This is a genomic window from Bradyrhizobium sp. USDA 3364 (assembly GCF_054056355.1).
Genome location: NZ_JBSRYG010000002.1, coordinates 4597986 through 4615356, shown reverse-complemented (window position 1 = coordinate 4615356; position 17371 = coordinate 4597986). Strand labels below are relative to the sequence as shown.

Annotated in this window: 18 protein-coding genes; 8 read left to right on the top strand and 10 right to left on the bottom strand. The window is 65.9% G+C overall.

Annotated elements, in window-relative coordinates:
• Window positions 1–97: 97 nt before the first annotated feature.
• Window positions 98–1054: a carbohydrate ABC transporter permease gene (locus ACVILL_RS21875; protein ID WP_456730931.1), complete on the top strand. Its 957-nt coding sequence runs from the start codon at window positions 98–100 to the stop codon at window positions 1052–1054.
• Window positions 1047–1943, top strand: a complete 897-nt coding sequence (locus ACVILL_RS21870) for a carbohydrate ABC transporter permease (protein WP_456730930.1) — start codon at window positions 1047–1049, stop codon at window positions 1941–1943. The genes ACVILL_RS21875 and ACVILL_RS21870 overlap by 8 nt, the downstream gene beginning before the upstream one ends.
• 109 nt (window positions 1944–2052) lie before the next feature.
• Here ACVILL_RS21870 and ACVILL_RS21865 read toward each other — a convergent pair whose 3' ends face one another.
• The 7 genes from ACVILL_RS21865 to ACVILL_RS21835 all read right to left on the bottom strand — a co-directional run bounded on the left by ACVILL_RS21865 (window position 2053) and on the right by ACVILL_RS21835 (window position 7840).
• Window positions 2053–2874, bottom strand: coding sequence for a TonB family protein (locus ACVILL_RS21865; protein WP_456730929.1), 822 nt, complete (start codon window positions 2872–2874; stop codon window positions 2053–2055).
• A gap of 3 nt (window positions 2875–2877) precedes the next feature.
• Complete coding sequence (gene exbD, locus ACVILL_RS21860) at window positions 2878–3324, bottom strand: TonB system transport protein ExbD (protein ID WP_456730928.1); 447 nt, start codon at window positions 3322–3324, stop codon at window positions 2878–2880.
• Window positions 3325–3327: 3 nt separating this feature from the next.
• Window positions 3328–4065 carry a tonB-system energizer ExbB gene (gene exbB, locus ACVILL_RS21855; RefSeq protein ID WP_456734327.1) on the bottom strand — a complete coding sequence of 246 codons (738 nt, stop codon included), beginning with the start codon at window positions 4063–4065 and terminating at the stop codon, window positions 3328–3330.
• A gap of 71 nt (window positions 4066–4136) precedes the next feature.
• Window positions 4137–4610: a heme utilization cystosolic carrier protein HutX gene (gene hutX, locus ACVILL_RS21850; protein WP_456734326.1), complete on the bottom strand. Its 474-nt coding sequence runs from the start codon at window positions 4608–4610 to the stop codon at window positions 4137–4139.
• A 47-nt stretch (window positions 4611–4657) separates the two neighbouring features.
• Window positions 4658–4990, bottom strand: a complete 333-nt coding sequence (locus ACVILL_RS21845; RefSeq protein WP_097673166.1) for an antibiotic biosynthesis monooxygenase family protein — start codon at window positions 4988–4990, stop codon at window positions 4658–4660.
• Between the two features lie 172 nt (window positions 4991–5162).
• Complete coding sequence (locus ACVILL_RS21840; protein WP_456730927.1) at window positions 5163–7508, bottom strand: TonB-dependent hemoglobin/transferrin/lactoferrin family receptor; 2346 nt, start codon at window positions 7506–7508, stop codon at window positions 5163–5165.
• Between the two features lie 155 nt (window positions 7509–7663).
• On the bottom strand, window positions 7664–7840 hold the full coding sequence (locus ACVILL_RS21835; protein WP_456734478.1) for a hypothetical protein: 177 nt from the start codon (window positions 7838–7840) through the stop codon (window positions 7664–7666).
• Between ACVILL_RS21835 and ACVILL_RS21830 the strand changes: the two genes are divergently transcribed.
• From ACVILL_RS21830 to ACVILL_RS21805, 6 genes are all read left to right on the top strand, one after another.
• Window positions 7758–7964 (top strand): hemin uptake protein HemP, encoded by a 207-nt coding sequence (locus ACVILL_RS21830; RefSeq protein WP_456734325.1) that lies wholly within the window; start codon window positions 7758–7760, stop codon window positions 7962–7964. The two genes, ACVILL_RS21835 and ACVILL_RS21830, sit on opposite strands and share 83 nt — an antisense overlap.
• 8 nt (window positions 7965–7972) lie before the next feature.
• On the top strand, window positions 7973–8923 hold the full coding sequence (locus ACVILL_RS21825; RefSeq protein WP_456730926.1) for a heme/hemin ABC transporter substrate-binding protein: 951 nt from the start codon (window positions 7973–7975) through the stop codon (window positions 8921–8923).
• Entirely contained in the window at window positions 8920–10020 is a 1101-nt protein-coding gene (locus ACVILL_RS21820; RefSeq protein WP_456730925.1) for a FecCD family ABC transporter permease, read from the top strand. The genes ACVILL_RS21825 and ACVILL_RS21820 overlap by 4 nt, the downstream gene beginning before the upstream one ends.
• Window positions 10017–10808, top strand: a complete 792-nt coding sequence (locus tag ACVILL_RS21815) for a heme ABC transporter ATP-binding protein (RefSeq protein WP_456730924.1) — start codon at window positions 10017–10019, stop codon at window positions 10806–10808. Before ACVILL_RS21820 ends, ACVILL_RS21815 begins: the two co-directional genes overlap by 4 nt.
• Window positions 10809–11046: 238 nt before the next feature.
• On the top strand, window positions 11047–12399 hold the full coding sequence (locus tag ACVILL_RS21810; RefSeq protein WP_456730923.1) for an esterase-like activity of phytase family protein: 1353 nt from the start codon (window positions 11047–11049) through the stop codon (window positions 12397–12399).
• Window positions 12400–12654: 255 nt separating this feature from the next.
• The gene (locus tag ACVILL_RS21805) at window positions 12655–13098 is read left to right on the top strand and encodes a hypothetical protein (RefSeq protein ID WP_456730922.1); all 444 of its coding nucleotides are present in this window, start codon (window positions 12655–12657) and stop codon (window positions 13096–13098) included.
• A 24-nt stretch (window positions 13099–13122) separates the two neighbouring features.
• Here ACVILL_RS21805 and ACVILL_RS21800 read toward each other — a convergent pair whose 3' ends face one another.
• The 3 genes from ACVILL_RS21800 to ACVILL_RS21790 form a co-directional block, all read right to left on the bottom strand.
• The gene (locus ACVILL_RS21800) at window positions 13123–13959 is read right to left on the bottom strand and encodes an enoyl-CoA hydratase-related protein (protein ID WP_456730921.1); all 837 of its coding nucleotides are present in this window, start codon (window positions 13957–13959) and stop codon (window positions 13123–13125) included.
• Between the two features lie 82 nt (window positions 13960–14041).
• Entirely contained in the window at window positions 14042–15733 is a 1692-nt protein-coding gene (locus ACVILL_RS21795; protein ID WP_456730920.1) for a mucoidy inhibitor MuiA family protein, read from the bottom strand.
• A gap of 187 nt (window positions 15734–15920) precedes the next feature.
• Window positions 15921–17348 (bottom strand): MFS transporter, encoded by a 1428-nt coding sequence (locus ACVILL_RS21790; protein WP_456730919.1) that lies wholly within the window; start codon window positions 17346–17348, stop codon window positions 15921–15923.
• Between the last annotated feature and the right edge of the window lie 23 nt (window positions 17349–17371).

The window sequence follows — 17371 nt, the reverse complement described above, 5'->3', positions numbered from 1 at the left end:
TCATTGCGAGCGAAGCGAAGCAATCCATAGCGCCCCAGACGAGAAATGGATTGCTTCGTCGCTTCGCTCCTCGCAATGACGAGGAGACGAGCATTCAATGTCTGTCACCACCCTCCCATCACGCGGCGTAGCGCTCCGGCAGCCCGGCTGGCTCGCGCGCCTGTTCGACTACAAGCCGTTCCTGATCGTGATGTGCCTGGCGCCCGCGATCGGCCTGCTCACGGTGTTCCTCACCTATCCGCTCGGCCTCGGCATCTGGCTCGCCTTCACCGACACCACGATCGGCCAGCGCGGCATCTATATCGGACTGGAGAACTTCCAGTACCTGCTGAAGGATCCCTTGTGGTGGAACGCGGTGTTCTACTCGATCTTCTACACCGCGGTCGCAACCTTCGGAAAATTCGCGCTCGGCTTCTGGCTGGCACTGCTGCTCAACAACCATTTCCCGCTCAAGAGCCTGATCCGCGCCATCGTGCTGCTGCCGTGGATCGTGCCGACGGTGCTCTCGGCATTGGCGTTCTGGTGGATCTACGATCCGCAGTTCTCGATCATCTCCTATCTGCTGGTCGAGGTGCTGCATTTGCGCGACAGCAATGTCGATTTCCTCGGCTCGCCCTGGCCGGCGCGGTTCTCGCTGATCGCGGCCAATATCTGGCGCGGCATCCCGTTTGTCGCGATCTCGCTGCTGGCAGGATTGCAGACCATCTCGCCCTCGCTCTATGAGGCGGCGATGCTCGACGGCGCCACCTCCTGGCAGCGCTTCCGCTACATCACCTTCCCGATGATGATGCCGATCCTGGCGATCGTGATGACGTTCTCGATCATCTTCACTTTCACCGATTTCCAGCTCGTCTACGCCATCACCCGCGGCGGCCCGGTCAACTCGACCCATCTGCTCGCGACCTTGGCGTTCCAGCGCGGCATCGCCGGCGGCGAGCTCGGCGAGGGTGCGGCGATCGCGGTCTCGATGATCCCATTCCTGGTGTTCGCGACCCTGTTCAGCTACTTCGGCCTCGCGCGGCGCAAATGGCAGCAGGGAGAAGCCAATGACTGACGTTGCCGCCCAGCCCACCAACGTCGCCAGCGCCACGCCCGACACGATGGCGTGGGACTCCCGCACCCGGCGCGTGGTGATGATCTATCTGCCGCTCGCCTGCTTCGTCCTGATCCTGCTGTTTCCGTTCTACTGGATGGCGATCACCTCGTTCAAGCCGAACGCGGAGCTTCTGAACTATAAGGAACACAACCCGTTCTGGATCACCTCGCCGACGCTCGCGCATGTCAAGCACCTGCTGTTCGACACCTCCTATCCGCGCTGGCTGAAGACCACCATGATGGTCGCGATCGGCTCGACTTTCCTGTCGCTGTTCGCCTCGACGCTCGCCGCCTACGCGATCGAGCGGCTGCGCTTCCGCGGCAGCCCCTATGTCGGCCTCGGCATCTACCTCGCCTATCTGGTGCCGCCGTCGATCCTGTTCATTCCGCTCGCCACCGTGATTGTGCAGTTCGGCCTGTTCGATTCGCCGCTGGCGCTGATCCTGGTCTACCCGACATTCCTGGTGCCGTTCTGCACCTGGCTCCTGATCGGCTATTTCAAGTCGATCCCCTACGAGCTCGAGGAATGCGCGCTGGTCGACGGTGCGACGCGGCTGCAGATCCTGTGGCGGATCACGCTGCCGCTCGCGGTGCCCGGCCTGATCTCTGCCGGCATCTTTTCCTTCACGCTGTCCTGGAACGAGTTCATCTACGCGCTCGCCTTCATCCAGAGCGGCGCCAACAAGACGGTGCCGGTCGCGATCCTGACCGAGCTCGTCACCGGCGACGTCTACCAATGGGGCGCGCTGATGGCAGGCTCCCTGCTCGGCTCGCTGCCGGTTGCGCTGTTCTACTCGCTGTTCGTCGACTACTACGTGTCGTCGCTGACGGGGGCAGTGAAAGAGTAGCGGGCGGCTCTATCCCCGTCATTGCGAGCGAAGCGAAGCAATCCATCCGGCTGGATGCGCGGAGCCGTGGATTGCTTCGTCGCGTTGCTCCTCGCAATGACGGCGTGTCCTACCGCGGCACGAACGCGACCGGCACGGAAAAACCCATCGAGCCCTGCGTGATCTCAGGCGGAAACGCCGGAAACGGCTGGGCCTGGCGCACCATCGCCAGCGCTCGCGCGTCGAAGGTCGGATTGCCTGATGAGCCGCCGAGATGGCTCGACAGCACCTGCCCGCCGCGGCCGAGCGTGAACACCAGCCGGACCACGCCGCGCTGGCCGTTGCCGCCGGCCGGATAGGAGTGGAAGCGCAACAGATGCGCGCGGACGCGTGCGTTGTAGGCCGCGATTGCCGACGCCGCCGCTCCCGCGCTGATGGCGGACGCTGTCGGCGCCTGGCGTTCGGCCCGGCTCGGCGCGGTGGTGCGCGGCGCCGGCGTCGCTTCAGTCGGCTTCTTGGCCTCCCGGCGGACCACCTTCGGCTTGACTGGCTCGGGCTTTCGCTCCGGAACGACTTTCGCGGGCTCCGGCTTAGGCGGCGTGACCTGCTGCTTCTGCTCCGGTGGCGCGGCGACCTCGGGCTTCTCCTGCAGCGGCGTCGGCGCGATCTCTTCTTGCACCGGCTGTGCGGCAGCAGGCTCCGGCGGCGCGGCGTCGGCCTCCTGCATCGCCGGGCCCGGCGGCAACTCGGTTTCCGAAATCTCCGGCGCCGAGGTGATCGGCGTCAGGTCGACCAGCACCGCCGGCACCGCGACACCCGGCGGCGGTGCCGAGACCCACGTCATCCCAAGCGCGAGCAGCGCCGCGTGCGCCGCCAGGATCGCCGCCGCCGACAGGCCCCAGCGCCTCAGCCGGATATCGCCGCCCGCATCATGAAGCGCGTAGGCGTTCATGGATCAGCTTCTTCCGTCAAGGCCGACCAGCGCGATCTTGAGATAGCCGGCATTGCGCAGCAGGTTCATCACCTCCATCAGGTCGCCATAGCTGACCGCCTTGTCGGCGCGCAGAAAGATGCGTTCGTCCTTCCTGCCCTGCGTGGCGCCATCCAGCGCCGACGTCAGCGCATCGCGCGCAATCACATCCTCACCGACCGCGACCGAGAGGTCGGGCTTCACCGTGACGAACACCGGCTGGTCCGGCCGCGGCTGCGGCTCGGCGGTCGAGGCCGGCAGATCGACGCCGAGATCGACGGTCGCGAGCGGTGCCGCCACCATGAAGATGATCAGCAACACAAGCATCACGTCGATGAACGGCGTGACGTTAATCTCATGCGCCTCGGCGAGGTCATCGTCGCCGCGACGCCGGCCGCCGAACGCACCGCTGGAGCCGAGCTTGACGGCCATCTCTCACTCCGCGGCGCGGGCCAGCCGGAACAGGCTGCGGTCACCCTCGCGGCTCACCAGCAGCATCACCATGGCGGAGGCGTCGCCGAGCAGCGCGCGGTACGCCGCAATCGACCGCGTCAGATGATTGTAGATCACGACCGCCGGGATCGCCGCGACGAGGCCGAGCGCGGTCGCGAGCAGCGCCTCGGCAATGCCCGGCGCGACCACCGCAAGGTTGGTGGTGTGCGCCTCGGAGATGCCGATGAAGGCATTCATGATGCCCCACACCGTGCCGAACAGGCCGACGAACGGTGCCGTGGCGCCGATGGTGGCGAGCACGCCGGTGCCGCGCGCGACCTGCCGCGACATCGCCGCCTCGACCCGCTCCAGCCGCAGCGCGATCCGCTCCTTGAAGCCGTCGTCGAACATGCCGCCGGAGAGCGCAGCCTCGCGCGACGCCGACTGCACGATCTGCGCCACCGCATCACGACCGTCGCGGCTCGCCTGCTCGACCTCGGCAAGCTGCGTGTCCCGCTCCAACAGGCCGATCCGTTGCTTCGCGAGCGCAGTCTTGCGCCGGAGCTCGACAGTCTTGGCGAGCCACACTGTCCAGGTGACGAGCGAGGCGAATGCGAGCCCGATCATGACCGCCTTCACGACGATGTCGGCGCTCTCGAACATGCCCCAGGGCGAGAGGTTGCGCGGCAGCAGCGCGGCGTCGGTTGCGGCGAGCCCCGCGCCCGGCAGCATGCCGAGCATCGCGCCTGCCGCCGTCCAGATGCGTCGCCCAAGCCACCGATACGCCATGGTCGCCTCCGTTTCCGTTCGCCTCAGCCCGCCTTCGGTGCGAGGCGGTCCGCCAGCGCGTGGAAGCGCACCAGCTGATCGCCGCGCAGCGCGCGCGTCTCGTCGCGGCCGACGAACACCTTGAACATGATGCCGCCGTCGCGATTGATGAAGGCGATGAAGGCCGACACCTTGCCCATGAAGGGCCGCTCGACGAAGGCGATCGCCGCGCAACGTTCATGCCTGAGGTGGCCATGCAGGCCCTTCGGCTGCATCAGGTTGAAATAGCCGCGGCCAATCTCGCCGTTCGGAATGGCGCCGGTGAATTCGAAGATCGCGTCATCGGTGTGCACGATCAGCGTCACCTCGTCCCATTCCGCGATGTCCTGCATCGCGGCGGCGAATTCGCCGGCACCGATCCGCACCATGCTCTCGGGCAGCGCCTCGAGCACGGCGCGCGGCGTCACCCTGCGCTCGCGCGCGACGTCTTCGATCACAGCGCCGGGATTGTCGGCCATGTAGGCCTGTAGCGCGGCGCGCTCCGCATCGGCCACGACCGCCTCCGTCACGCCGGGCTCTTCGCGCGCTCGGTGATCAGCACCTCAAAGCCCTCGAACCTGGGGTGGCCGAGATAGAGGCTGCCGCCGGTCTCGTTGCCGGCGCGCGAATGGGCGCGGCGGAACGCATCCGACTTGGTCCAGTCCTCGAACGCCGCCTTGCTGGCCCACACGGTGTGGGTGGCATAGAGCGTGTGGTCCTCGGCCTCGGGACCCTTCACGAGGTGGAACTCGATGAAGCCCGGCAGATCGCCGAGATAGGATTCGCGGGTCTTCCAGACCGTCTCGAACGCCTGTTCCTTGCCCTTGATCACCTGAAACCGGTTCATTGCGATGAACATGAAAGCTCTCTCCTGTTTGACGGCGGACGCCTTGGACGATGCCTTGGATGACGCCTTGGATCCTGCCGCTTGATCTCGTTAATAACATGAACGCGCCAAGGAATACGCCAAGGCCGCGCTGGGGGCACCAGCGCGGCCGGAGCAACCTGGATGGAATGATCGGCGTCTCGCGTTACGCTCCACCTAGGTGAATCCTGAGCCCGGCCTTGTAGACGGTGCCCGGACCGGGGCTCGAAAACAGCACGTCGTTCTGGGTCGTGCCGTCGGTCGAGGAGCCCGGGATCGCATAGGGCCGGTAATACTGGTTCAAGAGATTGTCGACCGACGCCGTGAAGGTGATGTCCTTGGTGGCGTTCCAGGTCAGGTAAAGGTTGACCAGCTCGTAGCCGGTCGAGGGCAGATAACCCGCCGGCAGGTCGTTGTTGGCGCCGAACGAGGACCATTGCGCGGCAATGATCAGCGAGCGGTCGAGCAGCCGCACGCCGCCCGTCGTCGTCACCTTGCGCGGCGTGATGGTGGCGAGCCCGACATTGGTCTCGGTGTTGCGGCCACGCATCAGATGCCCGGCGACGCCCACGAACCAGTCGCCGGCGTCATACATCGTCTCGAGCTCGAAGCCTTCGATGCGGGCATGGGCGAGGTTCTGGTACTGGTAGAACTGGCTGAAGCGTCCGAACGGCGTTGCGGTCGGCGTCGAGGCGACGAGGTCGATATAGCCGTCGACGTCGTTCTGGAACACGTTGATCTTGCCGCGGAACGAGTCGTTCGCGGTGAAGATACCATCATACTTCAGGTTGATGCCGGCTTCCTTGTTCTTGCCGACCTCGGGCCGCAGCGCCGCGTTGGGCAGGAAGCAGAACAGGCCGCTGGTGCCGTCGGGGCAGTTGAACAGCGCCGGCCCGCCGCCGGTGGCGTGGCCGCCCGCGATCAGGGTCTCGGTGATCGACGGCGCGCGATAGCCTTCGGCATAGCTCACATAGGGTGTGAAGCCCGCGACCGGGGTGACGCCGACCGTGATCTTCGGCGACAGCCGGTCGCCGCTGGTCGTGGTGCCGATCGAATTGAGCTCGTAATGGTCGTAGCGCACGGCGCTGACCAGCTCGAGCCAGGTCGAATAGTTCTGCTTCAGTTGCACGAAGCCGCCAGACACCGTGCGCTGGCCGCTCGGCGTCGTGATGTTGGAGTTGCCGCGGGCATCGAAGGTCTCGACATCGTCGCGGAAGGCGTCGAAGCCGTAGGTCACGGCATTGCGCCAGTCGCCGAAATTGAAGCGCGAGGTGTTGTTGACGTCGAGGCCGACGGTGTCGAGCGAATAGCCTCGCTTGTCGCCGACGCAACCCGAGATGTTGTTGCCCGGATTGGCCAGCGTGCAGACGCCGCCGCCTGACGTGATGCGGTTGTTGTAGGTCTTGACCTGGTCGTTGTCGGTGCGGTTGCCGTAGACCGAGATGTTCCAGTCGAACAGCATGTCGTCGGGCTTGGAATATCGCCAGCTCAGCGTGCCTGTGTAGTTCCTCGCGTCGGAGGCGTAAACCGAGGAGCCCGCGATCGCCGCCAGCGGCGCCGCCGTCGTGGTCGGGCCGCGGTTCATTTGGCCGATATTGTACTGGTAGTCCTGGAAGACGCCGCCGATCTTGAACTCGTGGCCTTCGGCCGGACGGATCGTCACCTTCATCAGCCCGGCCGCGATATCATTACCGGTGTTGCCGATCTCGGTGCCGGCACCGTCCTTGTAATTGCTCTGGGTGCGGTAGACCGCGCCGCCGAACACATCGACATTCGGATCGGCGCGCACGCCGCCGAACACCGAGCCCATGCCGCGGTCCGTGTTGGAGCCGTAGGAGCCCGACATGTCGACGCCCCAGCGCTCGCCGGGACGCACCACATCGTCGATATCCTTCGTGCGGAACGAGACCACGCCGCCGATCGCGCCGGAGCCGTAGATGTTCGCGGTCGGGCCGCGCACCACGTCGACGCCGCCGATCAGTTCGGGATCGAGGAAGAACGAGCCGTTGGCGTTGTGGCCGGTGCGCTGATAGTTCTGCCGCGCGCCGTCGACGACAACCGCGACACGGCCGAAATCCTGCAGGCCGCGGATATTGATCACGGTCGCCGGATCGTCGCCGCGCTCCTGGACCGAAACGCCCGGCACATTGTAGAAAATGTCCGACAGCCTGTTCGGCTGCAGGCCCTGGATCTTTTCCAGCGTGACGGAGCTGACCGGCGCCAGCGCGTCGATCGCGCGCTCTTCGGTCTTGGACGCCACCGCCGTGATGGTGTCGAGCGACTGCACCGGCACCGCGCCGATCTGCGCACGCGCCGTCATTGCCGGCGATGTCGCCTGCTGTTCGGCCGCAGGCTTCGGCTTGCGCTTGGCCTGCTTCGGCCGCTCAGTCGCCGGACGCGCAGCCGACGCATCGGGCGTTTGCGCGAAACCGCTGTCCGGCAGCGCCGCCGCAAATGAAAACACCGACGCGCCCAAAATCAAGGCGCGCGAAACCCTAGCCCCGTCAGCCATTCTAGCCCCAGCCCGATCATCGCTTTCCTGGTTTGGCTGGCGTGCGCTCTGGTAAGCGGCTTGCTGGCTACGTTGCGATGCAAGCCACCCGCCTGCACCGCGTGATGATTGGTTACGAGCCGGCAACAAAGCGGTCAAGAATGCGGCGGCGCTGTTTACATCGATTGTAAAGTGCAGCCGTTGGAATGCGCCTTCGCCCGCTTATACAAGCAGACACCATTGAAGTTTCGAAGGCGCAGCACCACGACAATGTCGGCAACTTCCGGAGACCCTATCGGCGCGGCAGGAAAGCAGGCCGAGTCCGCACCGAACGCGGCCAGAACGCTCATCATGCGCGGAAATCGTCTCGACAGCCGCGAGCTGTTCGCGGCCGAGCGCGAGATCATCATCGTGCATGGCGAAGAGCACTACCGGCTGCGGCTGACCTCGCAGAACAAGCTGATCCTGACCAAGTGACGGCCCCGATGACAATTTGTCGCACGCTCGCTTTGCTCGCATTCTCGTGCCTGCTGCCGATCGGCGTGGCGACCGCCGAAGGCATCACCGTGCATGACGCCCGCGACCGCGACGTCGTGATCGACGATCCCACACGGATCGTCTCGATCGGCGGCGCGATCACCGAGATCCTTTACGCGCTCGGCTTCGAGGACCGCATCGCCGGCGTCGATGCGACCAGCCTTTACCCGCCGGCGGCGCTGCGCGAAAAGCCAGACGTCGGCTATATGCGTCAGCTCTCGCCGGAAGGCGTGCTCGGCCTGCACCCGTCGCTGGTGCTCGCGATGCAGGGCTCCGGACCGAAGGAGACCATGGACGTGCTCGAGGCGGCCAAGGTACCGCTGGTGCTGGTCCCCGAGACGTTCTCGGAGGCCGGGCTGATCGAGAAGATCCGGCTGGTGGGTCATGCCATGGGCGCCGATCCGCGCGCGGCCTGCCTGACCACCGCGGTGGAAAGCGATCTCGCGCAACTGCGCGCGCTGCGCGCCAAGGTGACGAAGCCGGTGCGCGTGATGTTCGTGATGTCGCTCCTGAACGGCCGGGCGTTGGCCGCGGGCCACAAGACCGCCGCGGATGAAATCATCCAGCTCGCCGGCGGCGTCAACGCGATCGACGGCTACGACGGCTACAAGCCGGTCAATGACGAGGCCATCGTGGCGGCGAAGCCGGACATCGTGCTGTCGATCGACCGCGGCAAGGACTCGCTGACATCGGAGGCCGTGCTCACGCACCCGGCCTTCGCGCTGACGCCGGTCGCCGCCAACAAGGCCTTCGTCTCGATGGAAGGACTTTATCTGCTCGGCTTCGGACCGCGCACCGCGGCCGCCGCGCGCGACCTCTCGGTCAAGCTCTATCCGGCGCTGGCGGCAGAGGCCGACAGCTTCAAGCCGTCGGCGCTGACGGCGAATTGCCGGCAATGAGCGTGCTGGCCGAGCGCCGCGCACGTGCAGGACGACGGCGCGGCGCCATATCGCTCCGGCCGGCGACGACACTCACCCTGCTCTGCCTGCTTGCGGCGCTCGCGGGGACGGCGTTGATTGCTCTGACGGTCGGCGCCGCCGGCATTCCACTAGCGCGGCTTCCGGCCGCGCTCGGCCTTTGGGCCGACGGCACGGCCGATCCGTTGCTCGCGCGCGACCGGCTCGTGGTGTGGTCGATCCGGATTCCGCGGATCGCGGCGGCCGCGATGGTCGGCGGACTCCTTGCCGTATCAGGAACAGTCATGCAGGGCCTGTTCCGCAACCCCCTCGCCGACCCCGCGCTGGTCGGCGTCTCCTCCGGCGGCGCGTTTGCCGCAGCGGCGGCGATCGTGTTCACCGACAGCCATCTCGGCGAGAGCCTGCGCTTCCTGCAACATCAGTTGCTTCCGATCGCGGCCTTTGCCGGCTCGCTGCTCACGACCATCGTGCTCTATGCCATCGCCAGTCGCGGCGGCCGGACCTCGATTGCGATCTTCTTGCTGGCCGGGCTCGCGATTGCCGCGATCGCCAATGCCGGCATCGGCCTTTTGGTGTTCGTCGCCGACGACCGCCAGCTGCGCGACATCACCTTCTGGATGCTGGGCTCGCTCAGCGGCGCGACCTGGAGCAAGCTCACGGCGCTCGTGCCCGTGCTGGCCGCGGCCCTGATCGCCTGTCTCTCGATCGCGCGCGGGCTCGACGTGCTGGTGCTCGGCGAGGCCGAGGCGTTCCATAGCGGCGTCGATGTCGAGCGGCTGAAGCGGATCTCGATCGTGCTGGTCTCGGCGATGACCGGGGTTGCGGTCTCGGTCTGCGGCGTGGTCGGTTTCGTCGGCATCGTGGTGCCGCATCTGCTGCGGCTGGTGATCGGCCCCGCGCATCGGCTGCTGTTGCCGGCGTCGGGGTTGCTGGGCGCCATCCTGCTGGTCGGCGCCGATACGGTGGCGCGCACCATCGTGGCGCCGGCGGAAATGCCGATCGGCATCCTGACCGCTGCGATCGGCGCGCCGTTCTTCCTCGCCATGCTGCTGCGCCAGCGCGGGCTGGTGTCGCTATGACCGCCCTGCTCGAGGCCCAGTCGGTCTCGATGACGGTCGGCGGCGCGACGCTGGTCGACGCGGTGTCGCTGCAGATCGGCGCCGGCGAGATGGTCGCGATCGTCGGGCCCAACGGCGCCGGCAAATCGACCCTGCTGCGGTTGCTGTCCGGCGACCTCCGTCCCTCGCACGGCACGATCACGCTGAAGCAGCGCGACCTCAATACCTACGGGCCCCGCGCGCTGGCGCAGCACCGCGCGATGCTGTCGCAGCATGTCAACGTCAGCTTTCCGTTCACGGTCGAGGAAATCGTCAGCATGGGCGCCGGCGAGAGCCCGCGCGCCATGGCGCGCGCCCTGGTTGCAGCAGCGTTGGACGAGGTCGGGCTCGAACATTTCCGTTTCCGGCAACTGCCGACGCTGTCCGGCGGCGAGCAGCAGCGCGCGCATTTCGCCCGCGTGCTGGTGCAGCTCGCCTGCGGCGAGGCGCTGCACGGGTCCGGGCTGCTGCTACTGGACGAGCCGACGTCGAGCCTCGATCTGCGGCACCAGATCGACCTGGTCGAAACGGCACGGCGCCGGGCCGCGCGCGGCACCGCCGTGATCGCGATCCTGCACGACCTCAACCTCGCGATGCGGTTCGCCGACCGCATCCTGCTGCTGCATCACGGCCGGCTTGCCGTCGACGGCGACCGCACCGCCGCCATGCAGGCCGACACGCTCCGGCGGATCTTCGAGATCGACGCCGCGATCGACTACACCGGGGATGGCGTGCCGTTCCTGCTGCCGCAGACGATGCGGCCAGTTTAGACCCTCATGGTGAGGAGCGCGGCACGCGCGTCTCGAACCATGAGGCCCGGCTGTCGCCTGCGGCCCATCCTTCGAGACGGCCGCTGCGCGGCCTCCTCAGGATGAGGACAGCAGGAGAGAGGCGACCTAACGCCGCAAGCCTTACCCCGTCGCAACATCAGCGATTCACAAAACTGTCAGGCGGCTGTAACAGGCGGCTCGGAGAACACCGCATCGTTTATCCGTTGGGAGATCAACCATGCGCCTGTCACTGCTCTGTTCCGTCGCCTCGCTCCTGTTCGCCACAACGGCGTTCGCGCAGGGCGAAGGCGAATTTCCGGCGACGCTGGCAGGACACGCCGTGATGCCGGCCGAGAGCTTTATCGACGCCCCGTCAGACGCGCCCGACGATCTGAAGACCTCGGGCAAATACACCACCGGCAAGCGCGTCGATGCGATCGGCACCGTGATGGGCAAATCCTACGAGCGGCCGACCGGCGTGTCGCTGCCGTTCAAGGGCCAGCCGCTGCAGGGCCATTCCGGCATCAAGATGATGCCGGACGGCTCGTTCTGGGTGATCACCGACAACGGCATGGGCTCGCGCTACAACTCGGCGGATTCGATGCTGTACCTGAACCGGTACAAGATGGACTGGGCCGGCGGCAAGATCGAACGCCAGGAGACCGTGTTCCTGCACGATCCCGACAAGAAGGTGCCGTTCCGCATCGTGCATGAGGACACCGCCAAGCGTTACCTCACCGGCGCCGACTTCGACACCGAGGGCTTCCAGATCATCAACGACACGTTCTGGATCGGCGACGAGTTCGGGCCCTATATCCTGAAGGCCGACAAGACCGGCAAGGTCCTCGCCGTGTTCGAGACGGTTGCCGACGGCAAGCCGGTGCGTTCGCCGGATCACTGGGCGGTGCAGTCGCCCGGCGCGCCGGGGGCCTCCTACACCAACGTCAATCTGCGCCGCTCCAAGGGCTATGAGGGCTTTGCCTCCTCCAAGGATGGCAAGTTCCTCTACGGCCTGCTCGAAGGGCCGCTGTGGGATGCCGACAAGAAGGATTGGGAGAAGGTCGACGGCAAGGAAGCCTCGCGCATCCTCGAATTCGACGTCGCGGCGGAGAAGTTCACCGGACGCACCTGGCAGTATGTGTTCGAGCAGAACGGCAATGCGATCGGCGATTTCAACATGATCGATCCGACCCAGGGCCTCGTGATCGAGCGCGACAATGGCGAAGGCACCGCCGACAAGGCCTGCCCGCAAGGCCAGCGCGGCGAGAACTGTTTTCCCGACATCGCCAAGTTCAAGCGCGTCTACAAGATCGAGCTGTCCGACGCCAATGTCGGCAAGCCCGTGCGCAAGATCGCCTATATCGACCTCCTGAAGATCCGCGATCCGGACAAGAAGGCGCGCAAGCCGCTCAACGACGGCGTCTACACCTTCCCGTTCTTCACCATCGAGAATGTCGACCGGGTCGACGAGACCCACATCATCGTCGGCAACGACAACAATCTGCCGTTCTCCTCGAGCCGCGACCCGAACAAGGCCGATGACGACGAGTTCATGCTGCTCGAAGTCGGCGACTTCCTGAAGGCGAAGTGAGCCTTTACCATCGCCAAACACACGCCTGTCGTCGCCCGGCTTGACCAGGCGACGACAGTATTCCAGAGACGTTTGATTTCAACGGAGAGGCCGCGGCGTAATGGATGCCCCGCTCGAGGCGGGACATGACAGCGGATATTTGACGAGCCGCCGTCAGGCCAAGCCATTCCATCGGTTGTCTTCCGATTGCCCTTCTACCGATGCGCTAGATGATGCTAGCCTCGGCTGATACTTGAGTCGCCTTGGGGCAAAATCATGCGAGAGAAATCCACTCTGACCTACATCGAGGCGCTCATCGCCGCGGTCTTTATTGTCTACCTGGCCTGGGACCAAAGCTGGGGGCTTCCGCCGGGATGCATTGCCTTGATGCTCGGCGTGATCGCCTACTTTGCCTATGTGTGCCTGATGCGACGATTGGTGAGACTGCATCAGAACAGCTACGCGGCAGTGGCAACGATCCTGGCCCTCGCATGGGCCATATTGGCTTACTTCGCAATGAGCGCGCTGCAGGCGGGGTTCGCCGATCAAATACCCGCCTCCCTGCTCGCGCATCTATGGCCCTGGATCGCGGCAGCGGCCGCCTTCGTCGGGGCACTCGCCAGCAAGGTGCGCTTCATGGATGATGCGCGCGAATATATCGTCGGCCGGCGCGCGCGCTGGGACAACCGGCAATGGCTGGAGCAGGACGCCGGCTTCTAGCGCCGTTTCTCGCGGCAAGCCACGTCACTCCTTCTTCGTCCGGTAATCCCCGAACGTGGTGTCGCGCTCGTCGAGCTGGACCTTCATGCTGCCGCCGTCGCGGCGGAAGCCCGCCATGTAGGCCTTGCTCGCCTCGGTGGTGAAGGCCAACGCCTGGATCTCGGTGCCGGCACGCATCGCGGCGCGGGCACCCATGATCTCCATCGCGCGATGCACTGAGCGCTTGTTGAGCTGCTGCAATTCGATCGGCACCTTTGCCGCGCGCTCGGCGAAGTCCAGCGTCTTCCCCTCGAGCTCGGCGAGCGGAAACGACCGGGTCGCATAGCCCCATTCGGCGGCCTCGCGGCCGGACATCGCATCGCCCGTCAGCATCAATTCCATGGCGCGGCGCATGCCGACCAGCCAGGGGTGATACTGCATGTCGGGCGGGCTCATCAGCCGCACCGGCGGATAACCGATCTGGGCATCGTCGGCGACATAGACCACGTCGCAGGCGGTCGCGAGCTCGGTGCCGCCGGCGAGGCAATAGCCGTGCACCTGCGCGATCACGGGCTTTGCGAGATCCCAGATCGAGAACCAGCCCTCGACGACGTGGCGCGACCATTGACCCGGGCCGGATGCCGAATGATAGGGCTGGTCGACGCGGTTGTCGGCGGAGAGATCGTAACCCGCCGAGAAGCAGGGTCCCGCGCCGCGCAGGATCGAGATCGAAATATCGGGATCGCGATCGGCTTGTTCCAGCACCTCGAAAATCTCGCCGCGCAGGCGGTTGTTGAGCGCGTTGCGCTTCTCGGGGCGATTCAGCGTGATGCGGCGGACGCGCGGACGCGGATCATCGACGATGATGTGCTGATAGGTCATGGTTCCTCCCAATCTCAGGCTTTTTGCCTTTGGCAAAGTGATGCCCGAGATCGGGAGGGATGTCATCGGCCTAAGATGCAGATCACCCCGCCGGCACCATCACGACGCCCTTGTCCTTGGGCCAGCGCATCCGCCAGGCGAAATTGATGTCGCGGACCTCGGTCGGTTTGGCCTCGAACGCCCACTCCAGCACACCGCGCTTGTCGCGCAGATTGGTTGTGGTCGCAGGTGTCGACGACGGCAGCATCTCGACCACGATATCGTCGTGCTCGCTGACCGGGAGCTGATCCTGGATCGCGACCTTGATCGGGAAGTCGTGGCCGTTGCGCACCGTGGTCTTGAACGCGCGCTCGTCGGTCTTCGACGTCGTCACGATCAGGCCGGCGGAGCCTTCGTTGCGCTTCACCACCGTGCGCTCGATCTTGACCTTGTCGTCGGCGCCGAAGCCGAGCCGCACGGTCTCGTCCTTGGCGGTTGCGGTCATCCGGCCGCGGCCGACAAAGATGCCGTCGCGGTAGATCGACACCTGCCCCGGCAGCAGCGGCGCGTCGTCGGCCTGCACGAAGCTCGCCTCCAGGAACGCGGTCGGATCGATCACCGGGACCGCGCGGACCGCGAGGTCGGGCGTGATCGTCGCCGTTGCAATGCGCAGGCTCTTGGCGCCTTCATTGGCGCCAACGCTGACGCGGCCGGGGATCTTGAAGCTGGCCTGGAACGCGCCGGCTTGGGCGGTCGCCTCTCGCTCGGCTGCGATGTCGAAGGAGGCGCCGCCCCCAAAGCGAAATTCCTGGATCGCATCGGCCGGCGCCGCCGGCGCGGGCGCAAGGGCCTCACGTGATTTCATGGCGCGGTCTGCCTGCGACGTCGCCATCGGTCGCGGCGGCTGCGGATATCTCACGACCAGCGAATTGAGGTCGGGCGCATTGCCGCCGCGCGCGACGCGCACGGTGGAGACCGCGAGCGCCACGTTCGACCAGTCCTCGCCGGTCGACTGGGTGATCTCGGCGCGGCGCACCAGCTCGATCGCGGGCTTGCGGTCCTTGGCGCCGGTATCGAGACGGGCATCGTAGAGCGGCATCCAGCGCGCGTTGGAAACCGCATAGGTGACCCGCAAGGTCGCTTTGGTCGCCGCCTGGGAGGCCAAGTCGATCCGCACCTCGACCTTGCTCGGCGGCTTGCTGGTGCGATCGGCAGCGAGCTGCGCAAGGTCGCGGTCGATCACGCGAATCTTTCGCTCGGCGTCACGGATCGCGCTGTCGGCGGTTGCGACCTCGTCGGCCACCGCCGAGAACGCCGCGCGCCACTCGCTGAGCGGACGCGCCTCGCCCTTCTCGCCGAGGCCCGCGGGCGACGCCTCGGCAAAGCGCTCGGCGAACTTGCGCCGCGCCTCTGCTGCGCTGATCAGTCCCTGCAAATCGGCGCGCTGATCGTTGAGCGCCTCGATGCGCTTGTCGATCTCGGAGAGATTTTGCGGCAGCAACGGCCCAGGCAGCTTGGTATCGATCGCACCGATCGTGAGCTTCGCTCCGCCCTCGCCCTCGACCCGCAGCGAGGACGGATCGAGCCCGATCGGGAAATCCTTCGCGATGAGCGTGTTGTCGCCGGCGGGCAGATCCAGCGTGATGACGCGGGTGACGCTCGCGCCATCGGGATAGACGGTGACCGCGTCGACCTGCGACGCCGCGTCGAGATTGGCTGCATAGAGCGGCCGGGCAACCAGCGCACCTACCAGCACCAGGCCGGTGGTAACAAGACAGTTCGCAATTGTTCGCATGACATCCCTCCGGAAAAACGCATCGCGCGCGAGACGAACAGCGCGCCAAACGCGGGCGCGCGCCGTTTCTGGTGGTGAGACGCAGCGAGGAAGGGACTGGTTCGATTGAGGTTTCCTTGAGGTTTCCCTGCGGCGCGACCATGGCGTCGCCAAGGCTGCCGCATGGCGCGGCGGTGTCTTTCGCGCGTTAGCGCCCGGCCCGGCGCCGGATGAACAGATAATTCGGCACGAAGCCGGCAACCGTGATCGCGATCATGATCCACCAGCCGCGCTGAAACGCCGCGATCCGCTCAGTCATCGAGACCGGCGTTGCCAGGATCGCAACGAAGATCGCGACGCCGATCGCCAGCGCCGCCTGCCGGATCATGTTGATGACGCCGGAGCCGGTGGCAAACGACGATGGCGGCAGTGCGCCGGCACCGACCCCCATCAGGGTCGGAAAGGTCAGTCCGACGCCGATACCGGTGAACATCATACCGACCACAAAAGCAGGCATGTTGGGCTCCGCACCAAGCAACGTTGCCCAGATCGTGAGGCCGCTCGCGAACGACACGATGCCGGCGGATACAACGGCCGCAGCACCAAATCGCGCGATCAGGCGGCCGGCGAACAACAGCGAGGTGAACGGGACAAGCAGCGGACCCGGCGCGATCGCAACGCCGGACTTCAGCGCTGACCAGCCCCACACGGTTTGCTCCCACAGCGCCACCGACAGCAGCATCGCGCCGAAAGCCGCCGAGTAAGGCGCCATGACCAAGGTGGCCCCGGTGAACGGCCGCACCTTGAACAGGGCGGGATCGACGAAGGGGTTTCGCGATCTGAGACAGTGCAAGGCAAAGGCTGCGAGGCAGATTGCCGCGGCGGCAAGGCTGTAGACGATGCCGCGTGAGCTCCAGCCCCAATCGTTCGCCTTCACGATCGCGAAGGTCAACGCGCCGATTCCGCAGGTCACCAGCAGCGCCGCCCATGGACTGGGGCGAGGTGCGTCATGGCCCGGCACTTCGGGCAATTTCCGCCAACCTATTACAATGGCGACGAGACCGATCGGAACGTTGACAATGAAGATCCAGCGCCAGTCGAAGGTCACCAGCACGCCACCGACCAGCGGCCCAAGCGCTGCCGCAAGGCCGCCTACCGCCGTCCAGGTGCGCACCGCACCGGCACGCTGCTCCGGCGGAAAGGATGCCAGCAGCAGACCAATCGACGTCGGCGTCATCAAGGCTGCCCCGGCGGCTTGCGCGATGCGTGCGACCACCAGGAATTCGACATTTGACGCCAGAGCACAGGCCGCCGACGCGGCCGTAAACAGCGCGACGCCAAGCAGGAAGCTGAGATTGCGGCTGTGGCGTTCGGCGAGCCGGCCGAAGAACACCAACAGCGCCGCATAGGAAATCGCATAGGCATTCAGGATCCAGGACAGATCCTCGAGCGAAGCGCCGCGGAATTCCTGCGCGATGTTCGGCAGCCCGACATTGACGATGAACAGGTCGAGGTTTGCGAGGCAGATTCCGACCGAGACGATCGCGAGCACCTGGCGCGGCGTTGCGGCGCGGGACCGCGGCCGCACATCCGTCCCGACAGCGAGCCCAATGGATTCCGCCTCGACGTCAGACATCACACCCCTCCAGATATACGTGT